The sequence below is a fragment of the Streptomyces adustus genome (genome assembly GCF_009377175.1).
Taxonomy (GTDB): domain Bacteria; phylum Actinomycetota; class Actinomycetes; order Streptomycetales; family Streptomycetaceae; genus Streptomyces; species Streptomyces adustus.
This window is the reverse complement of record NZ_VJZD01000020.1, coordinates 1-23,956: the sequence shown is the minus strand read 5'-3', so window position 1 is coordinate 23,956 and position 23,956 is coordinate 1. Positions and strand designations below refer to the sequence as shown.

The window sequence follows — 23,956 nt, the reverse complement described above, 5'->3', positions numbered from 1 at the left end:
TCCTTCTCTCTTGATGCCGGGACAAAGATCCTCATCCGGACGGCGATTGGGAGGCTCTCTCAACCTTTCGCGAACAGGTTCGCCAGTTCGAGGTTCCAGTCAATGTGCCCGGCCTCCGTACCCCGTGGCACCAGCCCCTCCGTGTTCTCCAGGAAGGCTCTGACGTCCTCCTGCACAGGAATCTCGAGCAAGGCGGTGCCCGCTGGAGACCTGAGGACGAGGTACATCGCCTGGTCACCACGGCCGATGGCCGGCCAGATCCGGATGTCCCCACAGCCTGCGGAACCCCTCAGGCCATCGGCCAGAAGATCACGCCCCAGGACCCATTCGACCGGCTCGTCAGTGTCGGTGAAAAAGGTGGCACGGACGACGTAGGGATCAGTGGGCTCGTAACGCAGGCTCATGCACATGGACAGCGAATAGGTGCGCGAGATGACAAGCTGCACCGCCACTTCCTGCGTCACAGTCTTGAAAGACTCCATCGACTTTCACTCCAAGGTGTCTTTGCCTCGACTGCGCCCCGCCGCCGGACTGGGAGCGAAGAGCAATGAAGGGAGAGGCGTTACGGCAAGGCCCGGGCGCTGGGGCATCGGCCGCCTGGGCGGCGGTCAGCGACCGTTGATCTCATCCCGGCAGTCGTGGTGCCAGCCATAGATCTCGTCCCAGGCGTAGCCCAGTTCGATCAGGTAGCCGACACCGTGGTCCCAGCGGTAGTCGCTGGCGTCGACGCTGACGGCCGGGTGCTGGACGTCCGCGGATGCAGAAGTCGCGGCCGAGGCCGTGCCCCCGGCACCGAAGGACGGCGACACCCGCGACCGCCACGGAGGAAGCGGCGGCGGCAACGCGCCTCGTGATCTTGTTCATGGTTTCTCCTTCCCGATCAGAGCAATCTGCGCCACCGGCTGCATGCAGGCGATGAGCGGCGACTGGCGCGCTCCGAGCGAATCTTCCATACGGCGTACGGAAGTGCCCATCAGGATTACCATACGATGTATGGAACTGTCGAGGCGGCGAAAGAGGCCCTCTGTCGGCAGCGGCATGAACAGCTCGGCGTCCATCGTCATCGTCGGCGCCTCCCTGGCGGGGTTGAGGGGTGCCGAGGCTCTGCGTGAAGAGGGTTTCACCGGCTCACTGGCTGTAGTCGCCGGATGAGCCGCACCCGCCCTACGGCCAGCCGCCGCTGTCCAAGCAGGTGCCTCCCAGTCACCGGCGGACACCACCGGGCTGCCAATACAGGGGGCCCGGATGCCGACTGGCAACTGGCAACTGGCAGTGCGCGCCATCGGCGTGGCCTTCTCTCGAAACGCGTGATGCTCGACGACGGAGCGTCGCTACCGTGCGACCGACTGTTGATCGCCACCGGAACCCGGGCGCGGCCTTGGCTCAATGTCCGGGACGCCGCCCACGACGAACCACCCCCGGGGGGGATTGCGGTGCGCGACGTCGCCACCAGCGTCGCCCGGGTTTGCACCTTGCGCCGGTCAGGGGGTTGGGGTGCCCAGGATGCCGGGCCTGCGTACGCATCTGATAACTCGATCAGTCTTGGCGGTCTTGACGTATAAGTAATCGTCATTGATGATTTCATCAGAAATTGGGCCAAAATGCCCCAGCCTGCGAGATGCCGCGCTTGTGGCCGCTCGGCCGTCGCGCTCGTACTCCGTGACCCCATGAGAGGAATCGCAAGGATGAACCGGCCCAGGTCGCCTCCTGGGAACTGTCGAACGCGCCGGACGCGGGTGGGGCTCCCGCTCGACGGACGGCAAGGTCGTCTGGGCCGAACAAGATCTGCCCTCGAAGCCGTTGCGGTGTGGCGTGCTTGCCGACCGGGCGGCCGACGGCCGCCACAGCATGCGGATCCCTCGAGCCGCAGGCTCTCGTAAAGGAAGCCGAGATGGAAACTGAGAATGTCAGGAACGCCTGCCCGGCAGGCGCCTCCCAAGGATCGATGGACGTCTCCGGTTCCGGTCCCAGCGACAGGTTGTACGCCTTCGACGGTCCGGCAGCCGCCGTGCTCGACCATCGAGGCGCGGTGGTGCGGTGGACCGGGACAGCAGAGGACCTGACGGGCTTCCGCGCCGAGGATGTCTGCGGCCGCCCCGTGCAGGAACTGGTGGCAGATCTCCCGGACGACCTGCGCTGCGCCACAGAGATGCCGGCGTCCGGCCGAGTACGGCTGTGGCACCAGTGCGGCGACACCATCGATGTCACCTTCCGAACCACCAAGGTGGGGGGCTCGGCGGAGGTCCTCGTCCTGGCGGCCCCAACACACCACGTCGCCGACCACGAGCAGGGCGCAGCACTCCTGCGCGCACTGTCCGCACAGAACCGGATCACGATCGCTGTGCACGACACGGAACTCACCACTGTGCAAACGAACGCCACGCCAGGCACTGTCGACGGCCGTCCAGTACAGCCCGGAACTCGGCTGAGCGACGTGCTGTGCGCCAAGGACGCCGAGAACCTCCAGGCAGTACTGCGCCAGGTACTCGAGACGGGTGCGCCAGTGGTCCGCAGAAACCAGCAAGTGAGCTGGCGGCACGATCCGGCGCGACAGCACGCGCTGTCGCTGTCCGCCTTCCGTCTGGAGGACGCACGAGGACACCCCACGGGGGTCGCAGCCCTGTACTTCGACAACGCCGACCAGATGCGCGCCCGCCGCCATCTGGATCTCGCCCGGGAGGTGGCCGAGCGAGTAGGAAAATCCCTGGAGATCGGGCGGACTGCGCAGGACCTTGCAGACGTTCTCGCGCCTGCGTTCGGTGATCTCGTCGCAGTCGACCTTGCGTACTCCGTTTTCGACGGGGAAGAACCCTCGAAGCAGCTGGGCAGTGGAGACATGGGCAGCGCGGCCCTTGCGCCGGCCAGCGCAGAGTGGCCGGCCGGCATCGAGCGCGGCAAGCCCGTCCCGCCCCTTCGCGACCACCCCCTGCGGCGCAGCTTCCGCCATGACGAGCCAGTCGTCTTCAGCCTTGACGACTTCATCGCCATGCTCAAAGACCCGCAGCTGGTCGAGTATCTCGTCCCGAAGGACGCCCATTCTGTGATGGTGGCACCGTTGCACGCCCGCGGGCTCACGCTCGGCGCCATATCGGCTTGGCGCTGCGGCCGATCGGACCCCTTCACCCAGGACGAGGCCGATCTCATGAAGCAGATCGCCTCACGGGGTGCGCTCGCCATCGACAATGCCCGCCGTTACACGCGCGAGCACAGGGCGGCCGTGGCGCTTCAGCAGAGCCTCCTTCCCCCGGCCACGACCGACACTCCGGCAGCCGAGACCGCCGGCATCTACATGCCCGCAGGCGGCGGAGCGGGCAGCAGCGGCGACTGGTACGACGCCATTGCCCTGCCCTCTCTGCGGCTGGCCCTAGTCGCCGGAGACGTGGTCGGCCACGGCATGCCCGCAAGCGCCACCATGGGCCGCCTGCGCGCCGCCATCCAGACGCTTGCGGACCTGGAACTCGAACCGGACGAGCTGCTCACCCGGCTCGCGGACCTGATCCAGCGCCTCGCGGCCGAAGCCCCGTCCGGCGACCGCGACATCGTCGGCGGCACATGCCTGTACGCGGTCTACGACCCGGTCACCGGGCGCTGCGCGATGGCCAGTGCCGGACACCCGCCACCCGTCCTGGTCCGGCCCGACGGGACTGCCGAAGCAGTAAAGATGTCCCCGGGGCCACCACTTGCCCTCAGCGGCATGCCGTACGAGACCACCGTGATCGACGTCGAGCCGGGCAGTGTCCTCGCTCTCTACACCGACGGCTTGGTCGAACGGGGCGATCCCGACATCGGCCAAGGCCTGCCGCGCCTGATGGAAGCCCTCACCGCGCACTGCCGCCCGGAACGTGCCCTGGACGAAACCGGCCGGGCTCTTCTCGCCGACCTGGCAGACCAGGCCCCGCGCGACGACGCGGTCCTGCTGCTGGCCCGCACCCGCGCCGTCCCAGCGGCGGACACCGCTCACTGGGAGATCCCTGCTGATCCGGCCGCCGTCTCCCAAGCTCGAGAGTGGATAGCGCGCCAACTCACCATGTGGGGCCTGGACGACCTCCTCTTCACCACCGAACTCATCGTCAGCGAACTGATCACCAACGCCATCCGCTACGGTCGTCCGCCGATGGAACTCCGTCTGATTCGCCACAACGTCCTGGTGTGCGAGGTCACCGACTCCAGCAGCACCCAACCCCGCCTGCGGCGTGCCCGCACAACCGACGAGGGAGGACGCGGCCTGTTCCTCGTCTCTCAACTCGGCGGACGATGGGGCTGCCGCCATGGCCAGAACGGCAAAACGATCTGGTCCGAGCAAATCATCCAGGATTCCCCCTGAAAGAAGGTTGAGCTTCCAGTTCGAGTCGACGGCCGAAAGCATGCCGCCCGTGCGGCCCTCCGAGCCGGTCTTGGCCTCCATGTGGTCATGGAACGCCCGGTCACCCGTGATCGTGGCCATGAACGCGTAGAAGTTGGTCTTGTCCACGCCGGAGAGGAACGCCGCGGGGTTTCCGAACCTGGGATCGCGCGCCGCCAGCTTCCCCGCACCGTGAAGACGCCCCGATCGGCACTGTCGCGGTTCAGCGTGGCGACCGCATCGGTGTCCACCGGCCAGTCGGGTTCGTTGAGGAAGGCCGGCTTCGCGATCGCGTGTTCTTCGGTGGCCGACACCATGATCTGATCATGATGAACATGCTTGCCGAGGACTTCACTCGGGTGCACTCGGCAGGCTGACAGGGCGTTCCCTGTCGAGGACGGAGGTCAAGGCTTCTTTGTCCAGGTGCTGCGAGGCCCGTTGCGGATGAGTCTGCGTGTCAGTTGCTGCCCACCAGCTCGTGCTCGAGAGGTGCCCTCGAAGGGGGCCAGGCGTGGGCGTGGTTCAGACTTCGATGTAGGCGACGACGACCACGGTGCGCAGGACGGTGACGAAATACAGGATGCGGACGGCTTCGATGTCGTCGGTGTACTGGCGCAGATGGGGGCTGGTGATGTCGCCGGGGATCGGTGTGCCGATGTCGGGGTCGACGGAGATGACGACCAGGGCGCGGTCCAGGGCGTGGATGTCCGCCTCGCTGGTGATGTTCTCCAGCTGTTTGGCGGCGGCATCGGAGAAGGCGATCCGGGCGCGGCGCGGCCCGTGTCCTTGAGGCATCAGGCGACAGCCGGCCGCTGCGCGGCGAGGCGGGCCAGGTGCGCCTCCCGCAGGTCTTCCCACGGCGTGCAGTCCTCGGGTGAGGGCAGGCCGTTTTCGGCGATGTCCTCAAGGACGGCGGCGAACTGATCGGCCTGCTCGCGGGTGCGAGCCGCATACGCGCGGACCGCGTCGGCAGCCGCGGGCTCCAGCTGCTGCCGGGCGGCTCCGTCGGCGGGGGCCGGCTGTTCGTTCATTGGGGCCTCCAGGCGCGGTATAGGCGTATGCCTTCACGTTATCGCTGTGTACGCGGAACGGGGATGGCCTGTTGATATCTGCGCGGGCATCGGGTACCGACGCCCGCGCGGAGGGAACTCCGCCTCGGCCGCCAGCTGCGCCCCGCGCTGCGGGACACCTCCGCTCGCGCGGAGAGAACAGGTGCACGCGGGTTTTCCGCATGGCCGGGTGCGTGACACCTCCGCTCGAGCGGAGGTGTCCGTCGGCGGGCAGCGCATTGTTCATCAGCCGGTCGTCGGCACCGCGCGAGCGGAGGTGTCCCGCCAGTCCGGCAGCAGCGCGCTCGTCTCCACGCCCGGCAGCGTCAGGTGATCGAGGTCATCAGACGCCCCGCACAACAGCGTCGCAACCCTGCGCTTCAGGAAGGCCGGCGACCACGTGTCCCCCCCGTTACCTTTTTCGACGACGGCGAGTGCAGTGACGCCTGGGACGGCAAGTGCCGCGTAATCTTCACCGACATCTCCCTGGCGGAGAAGGCACTTCCCGGAGGAGTGAAGAAGTGGTGACACCGATCAGGTACGCGCGCGTGATCGGCGGTGTCGCCGCCCTCATCGCCGGTCTGTCCGGGTGCGCCGACACGGGAGCCTGCGCCGGGGTCGGCGTGGTGTCCCAAGTCGGCGTGTACGTCGTGCAGAAAGGCTACGACGATCTCGCGGGCGCTTCCTGGGAGCTGTGCACGCGCGGCAAGTGCGTCAGGGGCGAGTTCGAGCAGGAGCCCGTCACAGACGCGAGCCTCACGCTGCCGGACGATGTCGACCCCGATACCGCCCCGGTCCGCTTCCGCGTCACCCGCGTCGGCGCAGCCAAGCCCCTCATCGACGACTCCGTCGACGTGAGGCTCCTTCACCAGTCCGACAACTGCGGTGGCGGCGGCTACACCCGGGGGCTGGCTTACACCAAGGAAGACGGCCTGCGCCCAAACGTCCCGAAGAAGGTCTTGGCTGCCTGGCTCGAGCAACACGAGTCCGAGGCCACCGCAGAGCCCACCTCCTCGGCATCGTCCTGATCCCAAGAACCCCGTGCCCGGCCCCTCCTCGGAGCGGCCGGGCACGGCTGCGTGCACACGGCTCACGATGACTGCGTGTCTCGGGGCCAGACGGTCCGCCTGCACCGACATGCTCCCGCCCTTCCCTGTCGGCCTTCTTCAGGTACTTGGCGAGTTGGTTGGTGTTCAGGCCCTGCGGCACCTTGAACTCGGCCCGCTTGTCGTCGACCCAGGCGTCTCCCGCGTGGGGCGCCTTCTGGTCGTCGTTGCGGGACATGACGTCATGTCCCATGACGGCCAGGGTGAGGGCCAACTGGAACTCCGCAGGGTCGGAGAAGCCGAATTCGCTCGCCGAGCGCTTCGTGTTCTTGCGCTTCCACGATTCGTCGATCCGTTCCATGATCTCCTCGACGTCCTCCCGGTCGGGTCCGAACAGGTCGGCCAGTTCGGACCCGAGTTTGGCGGCGCCGCAGCCGCCCCTGGCGCCGCGGGGGCAGCGGACCGAGTCCTCGATCGCCTCGGCCATCTCCTCGTAGGGGTCGGAGAGAGCCCACTTGCCGTCCAGGATCTGGTTCACCCGCTCCTTGCGCAGCTTCGCGGCCGCCTGGGTGGAGCGCGTCCTGGCCGATGACATGCCCGCCCTGCACTCCCTGGTCAACGGCATGAAGCGGGAGCTGGATGCGGTCACCGCCGTGCTCTCGACCCGATGGAGCTCAGGCCAGGTCGAAGGCCAGGTCACCAGGACCAAGCTCATCAAACGCATGGGCTACGGCCGCGCGAACATTGACCTCCTTCGGCGGCGCATTCTCAGCAGCCCGTGAGTGCCTGCTTCTGAACGGCAGGAAACTGAGGTCAGTACCAGCGGCTGAACGCAGCAGCGCCGGTTCCGGCCTCTGTGGCGTGTCGAATAACCCGCAGCGGCGCCTCGATGAGTTCCACCGCATCGAAATCGGGGGCGTCACCCATCGAGGTCATCCAGGCGGTGATCCGAGTGAGGGCCGCGCTTCGCTGTGTGCTGGAGAGGAGGAGGGCTTCCTCGGCCCGGGGCAGGGCGGTCCGGACCTCCTCGGCGGACAGCAGGAAGTCCCCAAACCAGCCGGGGAGCAACGCTGATCGCTGTGCGCCAAGTCCGTAGCACAGGGCCGCGACCGGGTTTGCCTTGCTGGCAGTCGCGACAAAGAGGCCGGCGCCCTCCGTCTTGGGCATGAGCGTCATGCTCGCGTCCCGCATGGCCTCCGCCGCCTCGGTAGGCGCGTTGGCGTCCTCAACGAAGCCCGCGAATCGCTGGGCGGCCGGCGTGGGTGCCAAGGGTTCTGAAGGCCCTGCGGGAAGCTCGAAGAAAGGCTCTTGGTCGCCGCCGTTCGACCACCACGCAAGGGTCTCACCAAAACCTGGCGGCCTTTCCCAGTCGCCTGGCCGTATGAGGTGGATGTAGCGATCCGGTAGTGCGCGGGCCTCCTCGTCAGGGATGACGCCGACCACCCACAACCCTGTTGAGCTCACCGTCACACCTCTCAGTCCGCAGGGCAACTGTATCTGCCCCACATCACAAGATCGACGCTGCCGGGGATCTTGGAGATCGGGGTCGGGGCATAGTCGGCCGTTGGGCTCCGCTCATCGACGCCTCCATCGCCCAACTTCGCGCCGAGGGCCACGAGATCCGCGACGAAGACGTCGCTCGGCTGGCGGCGGCCTCAGGCCGCTGCGCGCCCCGGACGCACCCGGGCTCGACGAGGACGGCCCCGGGGATCAATGGAACCGTGGCTATCGGTGAGAACGATCAGGTTCTGAGGGCCGAATTCGGGGTCGTCCAGTTCCATGCCCAAGGCGTAACGATCTTTCAGACACACCCCATACCCGGGCAGGCGCGCCCGATGAGGTCGGGCGCGGCCGCAGGGATGGGGTGGGTCAGTAGGTCCAGCGCCAGTTGCCGGAGCTGTAGCGGCAGGTGATCGGCGTACCGGCGGCAGCCTCAGGGCAGACCGACACCGCCAGGGTTCTCCCGGTCCAGTTGCTTGGACGGCCTTCGAGCTATCGCATGTGCTCCCGGAGTCCGGCTGCCGCGGTCTCGGGCGAGGCGAAGAAGTGCCAGTGAGGTTGGATGCCGGGCTCCGGCTTTCCCGACCAACTCAACTCGACCAGTGCCCAGCGGATCGGCTCCTCGGCGACTTCAAAGAGCACGTAGTCTCGCTGGCTGCAGTGCGCGACCGCCATCAGCGGACGCCCCGCCAACGGGTGGCTCTGCTTGAGGTCGGCTGAGACCCCCGTGACGACTTCGGCCTCGAAGACGGCACGGTCGTGTTCCGGGATGGGGACCCATCCAGCTGGCAGGCGGACAGTCCGCTGGTCCGTGCCCGCTGGGTCGGTCTGACGTGCTTCCTCGACAAGGGCGCGGAGCTCGGCAAATTGGTCCTTCTGGGCTTCGAGGTATTCAGGGGACCTGTCGCGCGTCCACTGCTGCCAGAGCACGTCCGGGACGGTGAAGCGTTCGGCGTAGTCGCTGCCGAGCTGCGTGTCAATGTCGAGCAGCGCCCCGATGGCCCAGTGCTGGTCGTAATAGAGATCTGGCCGGCGCAGATACTGGTCGAGGTAGTCGCAGAGGACCTGAGCGTCTGCCGGTGTGCCGAAGCAGGCCAGCGCGAAGCAGTAGCCCTGACCGGCGTAGGTCTGGCGACTCTCGATAAGCAACTCGCCGATTCGCTGGCGTTGCCGTGTGTGGCCTCCGATGCCGGCCATCCACGCGGCGACGAGGCGTTCGCGCCAGCCGGAGCCGTGCCCCAGGAGCGCGGCGAGCTCCTGGTCGTCGACCCGCTCGGAGTCCGCGATCAGCTCGCGAAGGAATGCGGTGCGGTCCACCGGCCCCGTCCGCCGCCGCTGCATGTTGCCGTGGAGCAGTTCGAGATGACGGCGGTCGACGGAGACATAGCGTCGGATAGTTGCGCCAAGCGCGGCCGGAGCGGGCAGGTCATCCATTCGAGCATCTTCGGGGCGCCGCCGAGTGAGTGTCGACTGGATTAGCGGTGAGTCACTTGGCGGCTCAGCTGCAGGTTTCGGTGTCGGTGAATTCTTCGGTGGGCGCGGCGAGTTCGGCCAGGAGTTCCTTGATCCGGGCGATGATGGCGGTGTGTTGCTCGACCTCGCGCGGCCATCCGCGTTGCTGGCCTTGGCCGATCTCGATCAGGCTCCTGACCGCCGGGCGCGGCGCAGGAACGGTGACGGTGCGGGTACGGGTCGTCGTCCGTTCCACCACCTCAGGGCGGGGGTGGCCGCCGACCGTCACGGGCCGCTCCCCATGGCCCTACGCGGAGCGGACCTCCCACGCCCGACTGCGGTACGCAGCCGGGCAGTACTTCGATGGTCGGCCCCGGACGGAGCCTGTGGGGGCCGTTCGGACCCTGATCATGGGTCCGACCATCGCAGGTCGCAGCCTTGCACATCGAGTTGCGCGTTGGCTGCGCAGCCAACGCGCACGACAGTCGCGCGAGTCCATCCCACTTGCTGATCGTTTCAGAATGAAATTCGCAGGCAGGCAGGCGATGCATCTCGGTCTCTTTGACGCCTCCTGCTCGGAAAATGTCAGCGGGACCGCTGGCCGTTCCACTACAACTATCGCCATGAGTTGGGTGGCGAACGTGATGATCTCGGTTGACATGGCCGACAACGCGAGTGTGAAGACGTTGAGCGAGTGGTTGCGGACAGAAGCCCCTCGGCGTACTCAACCAGAGGCCCGCGGGGTGGGTTTCCTGAACCTGCTTACCAGCACTGAGACCAATCAATGGGGCGGCTGGAAGAACCCTGAGTGCGCAGTGTGGGCGGGCGTCTTGAACCATGCCGACCTCGACGCCCTCAAGCAGCGAGTGTTCGAGACGCCATGGCGCGAGCCCAACATGGTCCAGCTCTTGGTGATGGATCAGGAGGAAAGCTTCTTCCGCATATGGATGATCCGAGGCAACGAACTGCGGCAGTTCGCGCCGCTGCAGCCGAACGAGGAGGACGAGGGCTTCTTCGAGGACGCGGGTTTCTACCTGAACGGGTGAGCTGGGCCAGCGGCGTCAGGCCAGTGTTCTCACTGAACGTCTCCGGCCGTCTTGCGCTGTGGGCCTTGCATTCAGCGATCTTGGTCAGCAAGGTGTCGAGGGTGCGTGCGGATCTTGTTCCTGACGACCTGTGGGAGCGGGTTGCTCCGCTGCTGCCTCCTGCTCCTGAGCGGCAGCGCCGCCTCCGGGGCGGTTGCGCGTTCCCGACCGGGCGGCGTTCGCGGGTGCGCTGTATGTGCTGCGGACCGGTGTGGCCCGGCGGGACGTGCCCGCGGAGATTGTGGGCTGTTCGGGAGTTACGGCCTGGCGTCGGCTGCGGGACTGGACCGAAGCCGACGTCTGGCCCCGGCTGCACACCGAGCTCCTTGCCGAACTACGCAAGGCCGACCTGCTGGAGATGGACGACTGCGCGATCGACAGCTCCACGTCAGGGCCCTCAAAGACATCTCAAGGGGCCAAGAGGTCAAGCCGCCTGCTCGGCCGAGGGTGGTAGGTGTCGGCGTACTTCTCTGAGTGCTCCACGAAGTAGAGATCTGCGTGCACCACCTGGTAGGTGGCGGGGTTGACTGCCCGTCGAGGGCCGTGCCGAAGTTCCGTTCAGGGGCTGACATGATCTCGTTCATGGACGAGGCCATCGAGAAGACTCTCAAGCGGCAGTTCGACGCAGAGGAGGGAAGCTTCCTGCTGCGGTTGCGTGGGGATCTGGAGTGGGATCGAGCTGCCTTCACTCGCCTTGAAAGGGCGATGCGGACTGCGTGCGAGCAGTCTCAAGGCGACCAGAAGCTCGATCGCTGGCTGGCCGAGGGGTTCTATGAGGTCGCGACGTGGGTCCCGACGTGGACCTCACATCCGAACTTCCCAAGGCCAACCCCCGAGTCCTACTACGAGGACTGCATTGAACGAATCAGCGATCTGACCAGCTGGTTCTTCCGGGGCTGGCACGACTACTCCGAAGGACACCTCTGGCCTGACCTGTGAAGACCTGGCGGTCAGGCTGCGTCGTCTCGTTCTCGTTCGATGGCGGCGAGCCGGTTCTTGAGCCGGTAACTGGGGCCGTTGATGGAGATTACTCCGCAGTGGTGCAGGGGGCGGTCGAGGATGGCGGTGGCGAGAACCTCGCCACCGAAACACCTGTCCCCATTCGCTGAAGGTCTTGTTCGAGGTCAGGATGATCGAGCCCTTTTCGTAGCGCTTGGAGATCACCTGGAAGACCAGGTTGGCCTCCGCGCGAGCGAGGGGCTGGTAGCCGACCTCGTCCAGCACGAGGACCGCAGGCCGCAAGTACGTGCCGAGCTTATTGGTCAGGCGTCCCGCGGCTTCGGCGGCGGTGAGGTTGCGGACCATGTCGTCGAGGCTGTTGAAGTAGATGGAGTAACCGGCCCAGGCCGCGACCGCAAGAGCGACGGCGATGTGTGTCTTGCCCACCCCGGGCGGCCCGAGGAGAGCAGCGTTGGCCTTGGCCTCGACGAACGAGAGAGTGGCGAGGTCTTTGACCTTGCGGGGGTCGAGCTCGGGCTCTAACTGATCGTTTCAGAATGACCTGAGCGGCGGTGGTCGCCGAGCCCTGTCGGCTGCAGTCACCCGGGGGTAGCCGAGGTCCCAGCACGTCAGCGGCCCTGGCTATCGTCGATGTCATGGCCTCAAGCGATCACCTGCTCGATCTCATCCGGAGCATGCCGGACATCCATGGGCTGCTGCGTGCGTCCTTCGAGTTCGACATCGAGCGGAAGGGGTGCGGTGATGGCTTGGGGCTTGCCTCGGGCGAGCCGCTGGAGCCGATCGCTGGAGATTTCACCGGCGGGGCGTACTTCCTGTGCGCCGAGAAAGGCGGTCGGCGCGCAGTGGTGTTCGCGAGCTCTGAAGGGGCGGGCGGGCTGATCGCCGACGACTTGGCGGGCGCTCTGGAGGTCATCATCGGGTTGGCATGGCAGGACTGCCTTGGCTTCTCCGGCGGCGGCGATCTGGAGGTCATGCAGACTTCTGCCCAGCATCTTGAGACCCGTCTGATCAGGGCCAACCCGGAGATCGCCGAAGAGCGCGCTCGCGTGGCTGCGGCTCTGTCTCTGCGTGTCCTTCCTGTCTCTGACCTAGTCATCCGCCTGCATGCGGCAGCCTCAAGGACCGAGCCTGAATACGTGGTGACCGGCGATGGGGACCTCTTCGGCCCGCCGTTCGGCGAGTACCCGGAACCGCGGCACGGCGGCTGGCGTTGAGGGGGACAGCTACCCGATCATTCAACGTGCCGATTTTGACGGCTCTGTTGGTGTTTGACGACTGGTCTCGGCAGACTCTGCGACCATGTCCGCTGACCTGGTTCCTGATGACCTCTGGGAGCGCATAGCTCCGCTTCTTCCCACAAGGCCGGCTCGACGCCATCGGAACCCGGGACGGCTGCCAATATCGGACCGCGTGGCACTGGCGGACATCGTCTACGTGTTGCGCAAGGGAGTCGCCCGTGAGACGTGCCCACCCAGGTCGTGGGTTGCTCGGGGGTGACAGCCTGGCGACGTCTGCGGGACTGGACCGAGGCCGGTGTCTGGCGCCGCCTGCACGAGATACTGCTCACCGAGCTGAGGGGCAACGGCGTCCTGGACATGGATGATTGCGCGGTTGACGGCTCCCACGTCGGGGCGCTGAAGGGGGGGCCATGTGGGTCCCTCACCAGTGGACCGCGCACGTCCGGGCTCCAAGCACCACGTGATCGTAGACCGGCACGGCACCCCACTGGCCGTGTCGCTCACCGGCGGAAACCGCCACGACGTCACGCAGCTGTTCCCGCTCCTGGACGCCATTCCACCTATCCGGGGCCTGCGTGGACGGCCGCGCAGCAGACCCGAGCGGCTGTTTGCGGACCGCGGCTACGACTTCGACAAGTACCGCCGCTTGCTGTGGAACCGAGGGATCAAGCCGCAGATCGCGCGTCGCGGCACGCCGCATGGCTCCGGGCTCGGCAGGACACGCTGGGTGGTCGAGCGCACCTTCGCCTGGCTCCACCAATTCAAACGGCTCCTCACCCGCTACGCGCGCAGAGCCGACCTCCATCAGGGACTGCTGGAACTGGCGGCCAGCATCATCTGCCTCCGCCGACTCCGGAGATCATTCTGAAACGATCAGTAAGTCCCAGTGTGGCGCTCATGACCAGGAAATCAGAGCAGGATCGACAATCCGTGGACGAGTTCGTCGCGGTCCTCGATGCGGCGGAACAGACCCCCGGAGCCATGGAGCTCCGTCAGTACTCCTACCAGCTGTTGCGGATGGAGCCCGGCGCATCTGCCGTGGATGTCGGATGCGGTACCGGGCGTGCGGTGGCGGAACTGCGCGACCTGGGTGTGAAGGCTGTGGGTATCGACCCTGCCGAGCAGATGATCGCCATCGCTCGCAGACGGTGGTCCGAAGCAGACTTCCGAGTGGCGGGCGCGAACGAACTGCCTTTTGCGGACGGATCGATGAGCGGATATCGCGCGGACAAGGTCTTCCACGAGTTGCCCGCTCCAAGGCGGGCACTGAAGGAAGCGCGGCGGGTCCTCGTTCGTGGCGGCCGGATTGCGTTGATCGGGCAGGACTGGGACACGGTCGTCGTCGATTCCGATGATCCGGCCCTGACTCGTGCCATCGTTCACGCCCGAGCCGATCAAGTCGCCGCTCCCCGGGCCGCGCGCCGCTACCGCAATCTGCTGCTGGATACCGGCTTCATCGACGTGGCCGTTCAGGTCCGGACCGGGATCTTCACGGGGACAGCCGCACTGCCGCTGCTCACGGGGCTGGCCGAGGGAGCCCGGTTGTCCGGGGCAGTACCCGACGACCGTGCCGATGCCTGGCTCGCCAAGCAGCGGGCCCGCGCAGAAGCCGACAGGCTCTTCCTCGCCCTGCCTCTCTTCGTAGCCTCGGCCACCGCTTCCTGCTGAGTGGTGGACGGCCGTACGAGAGACCTTCTCCCGGGCTCCGGCTCGGCGCCCGGCCGGCGGACCAGGCGGACACAGGCTCGGGTCCGAGTCGATGTGAGTGGGGTACTGCTCGTCGCAGCGGCGCCGTTTCCACACCGCGACGGCACCGATCCATATCACCTGGAAGGTCACGACGACGATGTCGCCGATGGTGTTGAGGTCGATCGCGGCGAGCCACCACCAGGGCACACAGCCGGCGACGCCGAGCCGTTCGACGAGCGGTGGCGGCGTGCCCGCTTCATCACCGGTCTGCACTCGTACGGAGGCCTGCCGGCCAAGGGAGAACAACATCAGGCAGCCGGGCGACAAATACCCGCTGGGGGTATAGTGGCCATCTCCGGTGAACACATCCGACAGGTGACCGCATGGCGATACGCACAGCTCACAGCGGCGGTACGACCGTCCGCTGGGTGTACGGGGTGTTCATCGCTCTGTGCGCCGCGCTGGCCGTGCTGGTCCATCACGAGACCACTGTGATGAGCACCTCGCCCATGACGGGCACCTCGTCCGTGATGAGCACCTCATCCATGGTGGGCCCCACCCAAGCCGGCCACGTCGTGTCGGGCGCGGACACGCCGAATGCCTGGGAACCTTCCTTCCCGAACGCCTACGACACCTGTGGCTGTGACGGGCCCGGCATGCAGCACTGCGCGGCGGCAAGCGTCGCCACCGTGCAGCTTGCCGTCCCCGCTGACAGCGAGTCCTCTCCCTTCACGGATCTTCGTGAGGCCGCAGCGGGACGTGCGCCCGCCGGTGTGGTCGGCCGAGCCCCGCCCGACCTGTCCGTCCTCTCGCAACTGCGCATTTAGGCCGCGCCGGACGGCGCGCGATGTGCCGTCCCTCCGTGACCGCATCGGCAGTTACAACACAGAGGACAACAACGTCATGGACAGCATCAATCGCCGCTCCGTCCTGCTCGCAGGCCTCGGAGTCGCCGGCGCGGGCGCGCTCGCCGCCTGCAGCAGCGGGGGCGCCGCCGGCGGCAACGCTCTGGTCAGCCCCACCGCCTCGGCCGTCCGCGCCGCCGACATAAAGCGCAAAGCCACGGGACGGCGGAAGAACATCACCCTGACCGCGGCACCCGCGATGATCGACCTGGGCGGCGGCGTCATGCCCAAGACCTGGGCCTTCGAAGGCCGCACCCCGGGCAGGGAAGTCCGGCTCTCCGCCGGTGACACTCTCGTCGCCGAACTCTCCAACCAGCTCCCGGACAGGACCACCACGGCGATCCACTGGCACGGCATCGCGCTGCGCAACGACATGGACGGTGTACCGCCTGCGGTCCAGTCCGCCGTCCGGGCCGGCTCCACCTTCACCTACAGCTTCATCGCCCCCGACCCCGGCACGTACTTCTTCCACCCGCACGTCGGCGTCCAGCTCGACCGTGGCCTGTACGCCCCGCTGATCGTCGAGGACCCCCGGGAGCCGCTGTCGTACGACGACGAATGGGCCGTCCTCCTCGACGACTGGCTCGACGGTGTCACCGGCACCCCCGACGAAGCCTTCACCGAACTCAAGCGCGGCATGGCCGACATGGGGGACATGAGCGGCATGGACATGGGCAGCGACCCGAGCACCAGCAGCTCGGACCACGACATGGGGGACATGGGCGGGATGGACATGGGCAGCTCCGCTTCCGCCTCCTCATCCGGCGGCATGTCGAAGAGGTTCATGCTCAACGGCGCCACCAGCACGCTGCTCGGCGGCGACGCCGGCGACGTGAAGTACCCGCACCACCTGATCAACGGCCGCGTGGCGGCCGATCCGGACGTCTACACCGGCAAGCCCGGCAAGAAGGTCCGGCTGCGGATCATCAACGCCGGCGCGGACACCGCCTACCGCGTCGCCCTCGGCGGCCACAAGCTGACCATCACCCACACCGACGGCTTCCCGGTGCAGCATCAGGAGGTGGACGCCCTGCTGGTAGGCATGGGCGAACGCTACGACGTCCTCGTCACCCTCGACGACGGCGTCTTCCCGCTCGTCGCCCTGGCCGAGGGCAAGAACGCCAACGGCCTCGCCCTGGTGCGCACGGGGTCCGGGAACAAGCCGTCCGCGACCGTCCGCCCGAAGGAACTCAACGGCATGATCATGACAGCGTCCCAGCTGCGGGCCGCCGACGGTGTACGGCTCAAGTCCGCCAAGACCGACGTCACGCACCAGATCAAGCTGACCGGCAACATGATGAAGTACGACTGGTCCATCAACGGCCGCGCCTTCGACATGGCGAAGCCCGAGGCGAACCCGATCGTCATCGAGGAGGGCCAGCGTGTACGGCTCGACTTCGTCAACACCACCGAAATGTGGCACCCGATGCACCTGCACGGCCACACCTACCAGCTCGGCAACTCCGGCCCGCGCAAGGACACCGTGATCGTGCTGCCCAAGAGGACAGTGTCCGTGTTCCTCGACGCCGACAACCCCGGCCAGTGGATGCTGCACTGCCACAACGCGTACCACGGCGAGACGGGAATGATGGCGAACGTGGCCTACAAGGCCTGACGGTCTGAACGGGCGCACCGGGTTCCGACCGGGTGCGCCCGAACCGTTCACGGCGGCGACCGCAACCGCTGTTTCATCGACCCGGCAGCGATCCGCATCCGCGACAACACAAACTGTTCTTGGGGTGTGACCGAGATGCGCGCCACAGGGGCAACGGGATGATCTTGAACCCTTCTGGGGTGTCGCCTAGGCCGTGATCCGTCCGGTCGTGCCGGACGGATCACGGGCCGACATCGTGTCGACGGGGCGACCGTCTGCCGGTGCCACGGGATCACGTGCCCGGAGGAAACGGCGCCTCGGTCCGGTACCCGGTCAGCGGACGCGGATGAAGACCACGTCGTAGAAGCTCGCTGTGGTGCGGTGCCTGATGTAGACGGCGTACGGCCCGTTGCCGTCGTCGTCCTTGGTGTTGCCCTCGACGGCGGTGAAGGAGGAACCGCCGCTCACCGTGCGGACGATGCCTATGTGCTCCTCGCCGCCGGTGAAGTCGCTGCCGCCGTTCCAGTCATAGGCCACGATGTCGCCGGGCTGCGGGTCGGTCGTCACCGAGAGGTGCCGCTGGCCGGCCCGCGCCTTGTTGACCCAGCCCGAGACGTAGGTGTCGTTGAAGGTGGTGGCCCCCGTCTGCTTGGCCACCCAGCTCACGAAGGTCGCACACCAGGCGTACTTGTTGGTCGACTTGGACATGCCCACGGCGGAGCCGTAGCTGTTCGCCCGGGCGCTGCCCTGGACCGTGCCGACCTCGGCCTCGGCCACCTCCAGCATCCTGGCGTACCCGCCGCCGGGCGGGGTCGTGGCCGGCGGGGTGACCACGCCGTACAGGGCGGACTTGGTGCCGGGGCCGACCCTGCCGTCGACCGTGAGGCCCGCCTCTGCCTGGAAGTCACGCACCGCGCTGTCGGTCAGCGCGCCGAAGTCGCCGTCGACGGCCAGGTCGGCGCCGTGGTGGTTGAGCAGGCTCTGCAGCTCGGTGACACAGCCGCTCTTCTGGCCCTTGATGATCTCGTTCGGGCAGGACGCCGAGGTCAGGTTGATCGGCGACGGGGCGCCGTTGCCGCCGCCACCGCTGATGTTGGTGTACAGGGCGGCCTTGGTGGCCGGGCCGACGTCGCCGTCGGGCTCCAGGCCGTGCGCGGTCTGGAACGCCTGCACGGCCACGAAGGTCTCGGCGCCGAACTGGCCGTCGACGGCCACGTGCTGCCCCTGACCGTTGAGCAGGGCCTGCAGGGTCAGGACGCAACCGCCGCTCTGGTCCTCCGTGATGGTCGTCGGGCAGGCCGCCGAGCGCAGGTCCAGAGCCGTCGACCCGGACTCGTCGGTGTTGTAGAGCTCGGCCTTGGTGCCCGGGCCGACCCGGCCGTCGGCGGTCAGGCCGTTCGCGGACTGGAAGGACTTCACCGCCGCCAGGGTCCCCGCCCCGAACTCGCCGTCCACGCCGACGTCGTAGCCGAAGTGACGGAGCAGCTGCTGCAGTTCGGTGACGCAGCCGCTCTTGTTGCCCTGGAGGATCTCGGTGGGACAGGCGGCGGACGTCAGGGTGATCGGGGAGGGTGCCGAGCCGCCGGTGGCGTAGAGCTTGACCTTGGTGCCGGGGCCCACCCGCCCGTCCACGGCGATGGCGACGGAGGACTGGTACACGCGGACCGCGTACAGGGTGGCGGCGCCGAAGCTGCCGTCCACCGTCAGCCCGGCGCCGTGGGCGTTGAGCAGGTTCTGCAGCTCGGTGACGCAGCCGCTCGACTGACCCTGCAGGATCTCGGTGGGGCAGGAGGCGGAGGTCAGCTTGATCGCCGCCGGAGCCGCCGCCATCGCGGGGGCGGCGGTGAGCAGGGAGGCCGCCGACAGGACGGCCGCGGCCACCGCCACCACGGCGGTCCGGGCCCGTCGGCCCGGCTTCACGGAAGAATCCTTGGATATGGTCTTCATAAGGGGGAAATGTCTCCTTCGGCGGATATGCGGATGACCGGTCGGTCGAAACGCGTCGCACACCGCCGGGTTTCGTCGTTCGCGGAGGATGCCGCAGGCCCGACGGCAGACGTCCGTCCTGGGCCCGGAACCGGCATGTCATGAGGGAACCGGCCCTTCTGACCGTTCCGACATGGGGCGAGCAAGGTTTGCCCACCCGTGGAGCCGGAACCATAAAGCCGGGGTTGCGGAATGTCATGATCCAATTTTCATTCCGCGCATGACGGTGACAGCTCGCGCCCCTTCGCGCAATGCCAGGCGGTACAACTGGCTTGATTTCATTGCCACTTCGGTGCGCGCAAGGGCGATCGCCGATCCGCGAGCGGGCGTTCCCGGGAGGCTGGGGCTGTTCTCACAGCACCGGAGGGCAAGTGGTCCGGTTTGAGGGGCCATCTTCCGCCATGAGGCCGGCGGGGACGCCATCGTCCCCGCCGGCCCTCCCGGTTTCCCACACCCTGAACCGGCCGACGCCCTCCCCCACCCCGGACTCCGGCCGGCCGCTGAGCCAAGGGGGCGTGCAGGTGTCGAAAGAGGGCGCGCACAGGCCCTCTGATTCAGCAAGGGCTGGCGGTTCGAGCTGGAACAGGCGGACGTCTTCCACGTCATGGCCACCATCCGGCACGACATCGTCGTCACCCGCTGGTCGATCGACCACCCCGTCCACGACCTGTTCCCCGGCCTGCCCCGGCAGAAGTGGAAACGCCGTTCCTGCGGCGAGGGAGCCCACGGCCGGCGGATCTACGACTGGGCCGCTTCGAGGTGCGGCCCTGGCACCGCGAGGACCGCCGGCACTGGGTTCTCGCCCGCCGCAGCGTCAGCAGGCCCGAGCAGATCTCCTACTACATCGCCTTCTGTCCCGCCGACACCACGCTGGACGAGCTGATCCGCATCGCGGGCAGCCGATGGGCGGTGGAGGAATGCTTCCAGACGGCGAAGCAGGAATGCGGCCTGGACGACTACCAGGTCCGCCGCTATCCCGGCTGACACCGCCACATGACCCTGGCCATGGCCGCCCACGCCTGCCGGGCCAGAGCTTCGGCACCCTCCCGGTCCCCGGCCCCCTCCCGGATCTCCGCCAGGCGGCCCAGGACGTAGATATTCCTGTGATCGGCGGCCCGCCGGGCCAGGGCTACGGCACCCTCCCACTCCCCGACCCACTGCCGCATCTCGGCCATGTGGCCGGTGCCGTGGCCCGCAGCCGGCGCAGTCTGCGGATCGTGCAGCGTCGTCGGCCGTGCCGGGACACGAAAGCGGTGGTGCGCTCCTCACCGGGAAGGAGCGCACCACCTGAAGGGAGCGCCGGGAGAAAGGAAGAACCAGGCCGTATCAGCGGCGGTGGTCGCCGCGGTGGCCGTACCAGCCGCCGTCGCGCTGGTGGCCGTGCCCTTCACCGTGACGGTGGTAGCGGCCCCAGGACTCGTCGTCGACGTACCGGCCCCGGTCGTTGTACAGGGTCGCGGTGTCCTCGTCGTTGTCCCAGATGTAGTTGCGCCGGTCCTGGTAGACGTCGGTGTCGGTGTCGCGGCCGACGCCGGTGTGGACGCGGACCGTGTCCCGCCCGCCGAGCCACAAGTCGCCGAAGGTGTAGGTGTGGCCGTCCTCGTCCGACAGCGTATAGCCGTCCAGGTCGACCGCCCGGCGGCTGGTATTGGTGATCTCCACCCACTCCCTGTTCAGCGAACGGTTGGAACAGTCGTCACGGCCCGGCGCGTCGTACTGCACGTCCGAAATCACCAACCGGGCACGGTCACCGCGCCCCGACTGGTGGTGTTCGGCGGCCGACGCCGGCAGCGCCGCCGCCCCCACACAGGCGGCCGCCACGGCTGTGACAGCACTGAGACGACGGGCGGTTGCGGAAAGGGAAGCAGACACAAGGTCCTCCTTCGCGAAGGCGTACCACACACTCGAAGACACCACGGACTGAAAGCCGCAGGCCACACGAAGTGTCTGGTGTGGGTGTGCGACCGGCCGGCCGCACACCCACACCCTGCAAGCGGACCCGGAAAGTCACGAGGGATGCAGAGCTCGTGTTACAACTTGCCCACATTTACGTGACTGTCGGATGCATCACCCATCCACCGCCGAAGGGCGCGCGGTTGACGCCTCCGCATCTCCAACTTCCGCCCCATACCGCGCACATGAACTCATCCCGCAGGGCCGCAGCAACCCGGCCCCGCCACCGCGGTCACCCGAAAGTGGGTAACAGCCGTCACCCGGGTTTGCGGAGCGGGTGTCTGCTGCACCACGGTTTCAACACGGGCGTCAGGCACGCTCCGCGGCCACGAACGCGGCGACCGCGTCGGCAGACCGCCCGCTCCCGCGCTGCTGCTGCCTCTGCTCTCGCCCTGGCCCGGTCCTCCTCGAAGACCAGCACACAGGCCAATGCGTCCAAGGCCGCAGCGATCCTCCCCCGCCAGTCAGCGAGATCAACGGAATCCGCACCGGATGGCTGCTGCGATTTCACAGAGCGGAGATGGCGCAGAGCATGCTTGAGCACGAGGTCAACCACGAGACTTCTCTCCATCAGTACGCGGTCGACCCATCGCGCACCACTTTCAAAACACGGCCTACGCAGCACCCGAGAACATGCCCCACGCCAAGTTCACCATCAAAATCAACAACAACTCGGGCAGCAAGATCGACGCCAGCCAAATGAGCGTCAGTTGCGCATACGGCGACGAAGGCAAGGGAGGCGAGGCCATCTACGACGACGGCTTCGACGGCCTCCCCGGCATCCGCATCCTCGACGGCCGCTCCCTCTCTGTCCCCTGGGCGTGCGAACTCCCCAAGAACGAGTAGTTCTTGCAGGTCGAGGTCTCACCGGACGACGACTCTGAAGCCGCGATCTCCACCGGCACGGTGAAATGACACAAGAAGCCCCCGTCCTGGTTCAAGCCGTTCCTCGACACACCACAGCACTCCACTGAGCACAACGGACCCCGTTCAGCTGGCAGGTCCCGCCAGGGCGAGCAGGTGCCGTAGTTCCAGGCGGTGGTCTCACAAGTCCGACGGCGGTCGGCCCACCATCGCCCACGGGCCGGATCGGCCGGCATCAGCGGCTCGGTCCGGCCCTACATCACATCAGTGATCACAAATGGAGCGGACACATACGATCAACTGACCAACCCACCAAGGAGACACACGCTAGGCGCCGAGGGAGTCGATGAGGTGGTCGTCGAGTTCGGCGAACCAGTTCTCACGGCGCCAGGGGCGTAGGCCGCTACGGGCGCGGCGCACACGTATGGCGGCAACGCGTCCTGAGGTTGAGGCAGCTGCGTCAATGCATTCGTGCAGTAGCTGGGCGGCTGCCTGAGGGTCGTTGAGGCGGATGCGGGCCAGCGCCTGGTCGGTGGTGACGATCGCTTGCTGCACACGCTCGCGTGGTGTGTTCAGTGCCTGAGCTGCGTGGGCGAAGTAGTCGTGGGCCTGGGCGGGGTCGCCGGTGTAGAGCGAGGTGACGCCTTCGAAGCCGTGCAGGTGGGCGGGTGAGAAGGACTGGCCGGCCGGGTCGCCGTCCCGGTCGGAGGTGATGTCGTACCAGGCGAGGTCGAGGGCTGCTTTGGCGTGTTTGGCTGCCCCGGACCGGGCTGCGATCTCGGCTTGCAGAGCGTGCGCGCGGGCCCGGACGGTGGGGCTCTGGCCGGCCTGGGCATCACGTACGGCGGCGTCGGCAAGGAGTCTGGCCTGTTCGAGGCCGGGCGCCGAGTAGAGGGTGACCAGGGCGTGGCTGATGTGGACGACCGCGCGTTGCCAGGGCAGGCCGGTGTTGCCTGCTGCCGCGGTGGCCTGGGCATACAGTGCGCGGGAGGCGTCGTCGTCGCGGGTTTCGAAGGCGGCTCGTCCGGCGAGGGTGTAGGTCTGTGCGGCGATGGCCTGCAGGTCGGCCAGGAGCGGCGCGGGGACGTCTGCATGTAGGAGCTGGCGGCATGACTCGACGAGGGGGGCGAGCATGAGCTGCAGCCGTACGAAGGGGATGCTGCCGACCTGCCGGTTGACGTCGCTGACGGCGGTGCGCATCGCTGCCAGCAGTTCTTCGTCCAGGAGCGCCGGGTCGGCGAGGGCGGCGGACAGGGCGTGCTGTGTCGAGGGACTGAGGAGGGCGAGCAGGCCGCTGCCGGTGCTGGTCGTGGTGCGCACCAGGAGGGTGCGCAGTTCCTGCCGGCGTTGTTCGCTTTCGCCAAGCTGGCCCAAGGCGTCGAGGAGTTCGGCGAAGTCGGATCCCGCGCCGAGGGACGTGCGGCCGTCGCTACCGCGTGCGTACAGGTGTGCCAGCAGCAGCTGGTAGCGCTCGCCGGGCAGGATGGGGGCGCTACTGGATTCCCACCGTGCCACGGAGCGTTGCACGCTCGCGGTACTCGCCTGCAGCGGTTGTCCCAGCCGGGCAGCCGTGTCGATGAGGGCCCGGGCGGTGGCGGCGAGGGAGAGGCCGTGGGCCAGGCGCAGGCGTTTGAGAGTGGCAGCCCCCAGGCGGCTGTCGTGCACGCTCATACCCCCATCATGCCTCTTGGCCGTCTCACACGGGCACGATCAGCCTCGGTTTGTCATGACCGGCAGCGTAGTTGAGGGTCTGCCACGTACCCGAGGCGGTCTCCGGCCCTTCGCGCGGGAACCCGATCACCATCTGCGCCCGGTCGACCATGTACCTGTTGCGGGCGTGATACGCGGACGTGTCGAGTTCGCCGGCCCCCAGCTCGACTATCTCTCCGATCCGTTCTTGGCAGTGCTCGATCGCCTGCCGTGCCGCATCGGGCTGCTGGGCAACCGTCCCGGGCACCACGACCGTGATCCCTGCCCTGGAATGCTCGGCAAGCCAGAGCAGGCACAGGCTGTCGATGCCGACCGCGCCACCGAGGTAGAAGTGCGCGCCGTCGACCGCCCAGGGTCGCAGGTAGACGTCGAACCGCTCCTGAAACCGGGCGGGCTTGCGGTGCGCGGTCTGCCGCGTGCCGGTAATCGCCACCACTACAGGCATGATCAACTCCGTGTCACAGATTGTCAGATCCCGCCCGCGACGTGTCTGCGGTGAGATCGAGTCATGGACGCGATGACCGCCAACACCGCCCCGGCCCACCAGGATGCAGCACCCACACCACCCGCAGCGCATCACAGC

Annotated in this window: 22 protein-coding genes and 6 pseudogenes; 13 read left to right on the top strand and 15 right to left on the bottom strand. The window is 67.4% G+C overall.

What is annotated here, in order from left to right; genetic code table 11:
• Positions 1–59 precede the first annotated feature (59 nt).
• From FNH09_RS07505 to FNH09_RS07495, 3 genes are all read right to left on the bottom strand, one after another.
• Positions 60–482: an SsgA family sporulation/cell division regulator gene (locus FNH09_RS07505; RefSeq protein WP_152885966.1), complete on the bottom strand. Its 423-nt coding sequence runs from the start codon at positions 480–482 to the stop codon at positions 60–62.
• A 126-nt stretch (positions 483–608) separates the two neighbouring features.
• Entirely contained in the window at positions 609–809 is a 201-nt protein-coding gene (locus FNH09_RS07500) for a hypothetical protein (protein ID WP_152885965.1), read from the bottom strand.
• A gap of 51 nt (positions 810–860) precedes the next feature.
• Complete coding sequence (locus FNH09_RS07495) at positions 861–1,064, bottom strand: hypothetical protein (RefSeq protein WP_152885964.1); 204 nt, start codon at positions 1,062–1,064, stop codon at positions 861–863.
• Between the two features lie 881 nt (positions 1,065–1,945).
• On the opposite strand from FNH09_RS07495, the gene FNH09_RS07485 reads away from it, so the two are divergent.
• A complete protein-coding gene (locus FNH09_RS07485; RefSeq protein WP_238426521.1) occupies positions 1,946–4,324 on the top strand; it encodes a SpoIIE family protein phosphatase in 2,379 nt (792 codons plus the stop codon).
• Positions 4,325–4,387: 63 nt separating this feature from the next.
• On the opposite strand, the pseudogene FNH09_RS50060 reads toward FNH09_RS07485, so the two are convergent.
• The 3 genes and pseudogenes from FNH09_RS50060 to FNH09_RS07470 all read right to left on the bottom strand — a co-directional run.
• A pseudogene (locus FNH09_RS50060) lies at positions 4,388–4,471 on the bottom strand (hypothetical protein); the annotation flags it as partial.
• Positions 4,472–4,864: 393 nt separating this feature from the next.
• A complete protein-coding gene (locus FNH09_RS07475) occupies positions 4,865–5,137 on the bottom strand; it encodes a hypothetical protein (RefSeq protein ID WP_152885963.1) in 273 nt (90 codons plus the stop codon).
• Positions 5,137–5,373 carry a hypothetical protein gene (locus FNH09_RS07470; RefSeq protein ID WP_152885962.1) on the bottom strand — a complete coding sequence of 79 codons (237 nt, stop codon included), beginning with the start codon at positions 5,371–5,373 and terminating at the stop codon, positions 5,137–5,139. The genes FNH09_RS07475 and FNH09_RS07470 overlap by 1 nt, the downstream gene beginning before the upstream one ends.
• Before the next feature lie 539 nt (positions 5,374–5,912).
• On the opposite strand from FNH09_RS07470, the gene FNH09_RS07465 reads away from it, so the two are divergent.
• The gene (locus FNH09_RS07465) at positions 5,913–6,419 is read left to right on the top strand and encodes a hypothetical protein (protein ID WP_162468234.1); all 507 of its coding nucleotides are present in this window, start codon (positions 5,913–5,915) and stop codon (positions 6,417–6,419) included.
• Between the two features lie 587 nt (positions 6,420–7,006).
• Positions 7,007–7,219, top strand: a complete 213-nt coding sequence (locus tag FNH09_RS47560; RefSeq protein WP_420802744.1) for a transposase — start codon at positions 7,007–7,009, stop codon at positions 7,217–7,219.
• Positions 7,220–7,250: 31 nt separating this feature from the next.
• On the opposite strand, the gene FNH09_RS07450 is transcribed toward FNH09_RS47560, so the two are convergent.
• From FNH09_RS07450 to FNH09_RS07440, 3 genes are all read right to left on the bottom strand, one after another.
• The gene (locus FNH09_RS07450; RefSeq protein WP_152885961.1) at positions 7,251–7,901 is read right to left on the bottom strand and encodes a hypothetical protein; all 651 of its coding nucleotides are present in this window, start codon (positions 7,899–7,901) and stop codon (positions 7,251–7,253) included.
• Positions 7,902–8,429: 528 nt separating this feature from the next.
• A complete protein-coding gene (locus FNH09_RS07445) occupies positions 8,430–9,371 on the bottom strand; it encodes a DUF6000 family protein (protein WP_152885960.1) in 942 nt (313 codons plus the stop codon).
• 64 nt (positions 9,372–9,435) lie between these two features.
• Positions 9,436–9,678, bottom strand: a complete 243-nt coding sequence (locus FNH09_RS07440; RefSeq protein ID WP_152885959.1) for a hypothetical protein — start codon at positions 9,676–9,678, stop codon at positions 9,436–9,438.
• Between the two features lie 232 nt (positions 9,679–9,910).
• Here FNH09_RS07440 and FNH09_RS07435 point away from each other — a divergent pair, with 232 nt between their 5' ends.
• The 3 genes and pseudogenes from FNH09_RS07435 to FNH09_RS07425 all read left to right on the top strand — a co-directional run bounded on the left by FNH09_RS07435 (position 9,911) and on the right by FNH09_RS07425 (position 11,413).
• Positions 9,911–10,435: a squamosa promoter-binding protein 15 gene (locus FNH09_RS07435; protein ID WP_238426519.1), complete on the top strand. Its 525-nt coding sequence runs from the start codon at positions 9,911–9,913 to the stop codon at positions 10,433–10,435.
• A 101-nt stretch (positions 10,436–10,536) separates the two neighbouring features.
• Positions 10,537–10,906: pseudogene (locus FNH09_RS07430) on the top strand (transposase); the annotation flags it as partial.
• 150 nt (positions 10,907–11,056) lie between these two features.
• Positions 11,057–11,413 (top strand): hypothetical protein, encoded by a 357-nt coding sequence (locus FNH09_RS07425; protein WP_152885958.1) that lies wholly within the window; start codon positions 11,057–11,059, stop codon positions 11,411–11,413.
• Between the two features lie 11 nt (positions 11,414–11,424).
• Here FNH09_RS07425 and FNH09_RS07420 read toward each other — a convergent pair.
• Positions 11,425–11,953, bottom strand: a pseudogene (locus tag FNH09_RS07420) (ATP-binding protein); the annotation flags it as partial.
• A 116-nt stretch (positions 11,954–12,069) separates the two neighbouring features.
• On the opposite strand from FNH09_RS07420, the gene FNH09_RS07415 reads away from it, so the two are divergent.
• The 5 genes and pseudogenes from FNH09_RS07415 (at position 12,070) to FNH09_RS07395 (ending at position 16,881) form a co-directional block, all read left to right on the top strand.
• Positions 12,070–12,648: a hypothetical protein gene (locus FNH09_RS07415; protein ID WP_152885957.1), complete on the top strand. Its 579-nt coding sequence runs from the start codon at positions 12,070–12,072 to the stop codon at positions 12,646–12,648.
• An 85-nt stretch (positions 12,649–12,733) separates the two neighbouring features.
• Positions 12,734–13,540, top strand: a pseudogene (locus FNH09_RS07410) (IS5 family transposase).
• A 29-nt stretch (positions 13,541–13,569) separates the two neighbouring features.
• Positions 13,570–14,340, top strand: coding sequence for a methyltransferase domain-containing protein (locus FNH09_RS07405; RefSeq protein WP_152885956.1), 771 nt, complete (start codon positions 13,570–13,572; stop codon positions 14,338–14,340).
• Positions 14,341–14,744: 404 nt separating this feature from the next.
• Positions 14,745–15,188, top strand: a complete 444-nt coding sequence (locus FNH09_RS07400; RefSeq protein WP_152885955.1) for a hypothetical protein — start codon at positions 14,745–14,747, stop codon at positions 15,186–15,188.
• A 76-nt stretch (positions 15,189–15,264) separates the two neighbouring features.
• The gene (locus tag FNH09_RS07395) at positions 15,265–16,881 is read left to right on the top strand and encodes a multicopper oxidase family protein (protein WP_152885954.1); all 1,617 of its coding nucleotides are present in this window, start codon (positions 15,265–15,267) and stop codon (positions 16,879–16,881) included.
• Between the two features lie 312 nt (positions 16,882–17,193).
• Here the strand turns inward: FNH09_RS07395 and FNH09_RS07390 are convergent, their stop codons facing one another.
• A complete protein-coding gene (locus FNH09_RS07390; RefSeq protein WP_152885953.1) occupies positions 17,194–18,807 on the bottom strand; it encodes a peptidoglycan-binding protein in 1,614 nt (537 codons plus the stop codon).
• Between the two features lie 592 nt (positions 18,808–19,399).
• On the opposite strand from FNH09_RS07390, the pseudogene FNH09_RS07385 reads away from it, so the two are divergent.
• A pseudogene (locus tag FNH09_RS07385) lies at positions 19,400–19,941 on the top strand (IS701 family transposase); the annotation flags it as partial.
• Between the two features lie 231 nt (positions 19,942–20,172).
• Here the strand turns inward: FNH09_RS07385 and FNH09_RS07380 are convergent.
• A complete protein-coding gene (locus tag FNH09_RS07380; protein WP_375984934.1) occupies positions 20,173–20,580 on the bottom strand; it encodes a lamin tail domain-containing protein in 408 nt (135 codons plus the stop codon).
• 852 nt (positions 20,581–21,432) lie between these two features.
• On the opposite strand from FNH09_RS07380, the gene FNH09_RS47015 reads away from it, so the two are divergent.
• On the top strand, positions 21,433–21,645 hold the full coding sequence (locus FNH09_RS47015) for a hypothetical protein (protein WP_162468232.1): 213 nt from the start codon (positions 21,433–21,435) through the stop codon (positions 21,643–21,645).
• Between the two features lie 137 nt (positions 21,646–21,782).
• On the opposite strand, the pseudogene FNH09_RS48255 reads toward FNH09_RS47015, so the two are convergent.
• From FNH09_RS48255 to FNH09_RS07360, 3 genes and pseudogenes are all read right to left on the bottom strand, one after another.
• Positions 21,783–21,899 (bottom strand): annotated as a pseudogene (locus FNH09_RS48255) (IS5/IS1182 family transposase); the annotation flags it as partial.
• A gap of 91 nt (positions 21,900–21,990) precedes the next feature.
• Positions 21,991–23,334, bottom strand: coding sequence for an NsdA family TPR-like regulatory protein (locus FNH09_RS07365; protein WP_202919612.1), 1,344 nt, complete (start codon positions 23,332–23,334; stop codon positions 21,991–21,993).
• A gap of 25 nt (positions 23,335–23,359) precedes the next feature.
• Entirely contained in the window at positions 23,360–23,818 is a 459-nt protein-coding gene (locus tag FNH09_RS07360) for a hypothetical protein (protein ID WP_152885951.1), read from the bottom strand.
• Between the last annotated feature and the right edge of the window lie 138 nt (positions 23,819–23,956).

Excerpts from the sequence above, each read along its gene's own strand:
- FNH09_RS47015 (WP_162468232.1), top strand. The coding sequence starts at position 21,433 with ATGCCCCACGCCAAGTTCACCATCAAAATCAACAACAACTCGGGCAGC.
- FNH09_RS07485 (WP_238426521.1), top strand. The coding sequence starts at position 1,946 with ATGGACGTCTCCGGTTCCGGTCCCAGCGACAGGTTGTACGCCTTCGAC.
- FNH09_RS07415 (WP_152885957.1), top strand. The coding sequence starts at position 12,070 with ATGGCCTCAAGCGATCACCTGCTCGATCTCATCCGGAGCATGCCGGAC.
- FNH09_RS07390 (WP_152885953.1), bottom strand. The coding sequence starts at position 18,807 with ATGAAGACCATATCCAAGGATTCTTCCGTGAAGCCGGGCCGACGGGCC.
- FNH09_RS07470 (WP_152885962.1), bottom strand. The coding sequence starts at position 5,373 with ATGAACGAACAGCCGGCCCCCGCCGACGGAGCCGCCCGGCAGCAGCTG.
- FNH09_RS07445 (WP_152885960.1), bottom strand. The coding sequence starts at position 9,371 with ATGGATGACCTGCCCGCTCCGGCCGCGCTTGGCGCAACTATCCGACGC.
- FNH09_RS07505 (WP_152885966.1), bottom strand. The coding sequence starts at position 482 with ATGGAGTCTTTCAAGACTGTGACGCAGGAAGTGGCGGTGCAGCTTGTC.
- FNH09_RS07405 (WP_152885956.1), top strand. The coding sequence starts at position 13,570 with ATGACCAGGAAATCAGAGCAGGATCGACAATCCGTGGACGAGTTCGTC.
- FNH09_RS07360 (WP_152885951.1), bottom strand. The coding sequence starts at position 23,818 with ATGCCTGTAGTGGTGGCGATTACCGGCACGCGGCAGACCGCGCACCGC.
- FNH09_RS07400 (WP_152885955.1), top strand. The coding sequence starts at position 14,745 with ATGGCGATACGCACAGCTCACAGCGGCGGTACGACCGTCCGCTGGGTG.
- FNH09_RS07425 (WP_152885958.1), top strand. The coding sequence starts at position 11,057 with ATGGACGAGGCCATCGAGAAGACTCTCAAGCGGCAGTTCGACGCAGAG.
- FNH09_RS07365 (WP_202919612.1), bottom strand. The coding sequence starts at position 23,334 with ATGAGCGTGCACGACAGCCGCCTGGGGGCTGCCACTCTCAAACGCCTG.
- FNH09_RS07495 (WP_152885964.1), bottom strand. The coding sequence starts at position 1,064 with ATGACGATGGACGCCGAGCTGTTCATGCCGCTGCCGACAGAGGGCCTC.
- FNH09_RS07435 (WP_238426519.1), top strand. The coding sequence starts at position 9,911 with ATGAAATTCGCAGGCAGGCAGGCGATGCATCTCGGTCTCTTTGACGCC.
- FNH09_RS07475 (WP_152885963.1), bottom strand. The coding sequence starts at position 5,137 with ATGCCTCAAGGACACGGGCCGCGCCGCGCCCGGATCGCCTTCTCCGAT.
- FNH09_RS07395 (WP_152885954.1), top strand. The coding sequence starts at position 15,265 with ATGGACAGCATCAATCGCCGCTCCGTCCTGCTCGCAGGCCTCGGAGTC.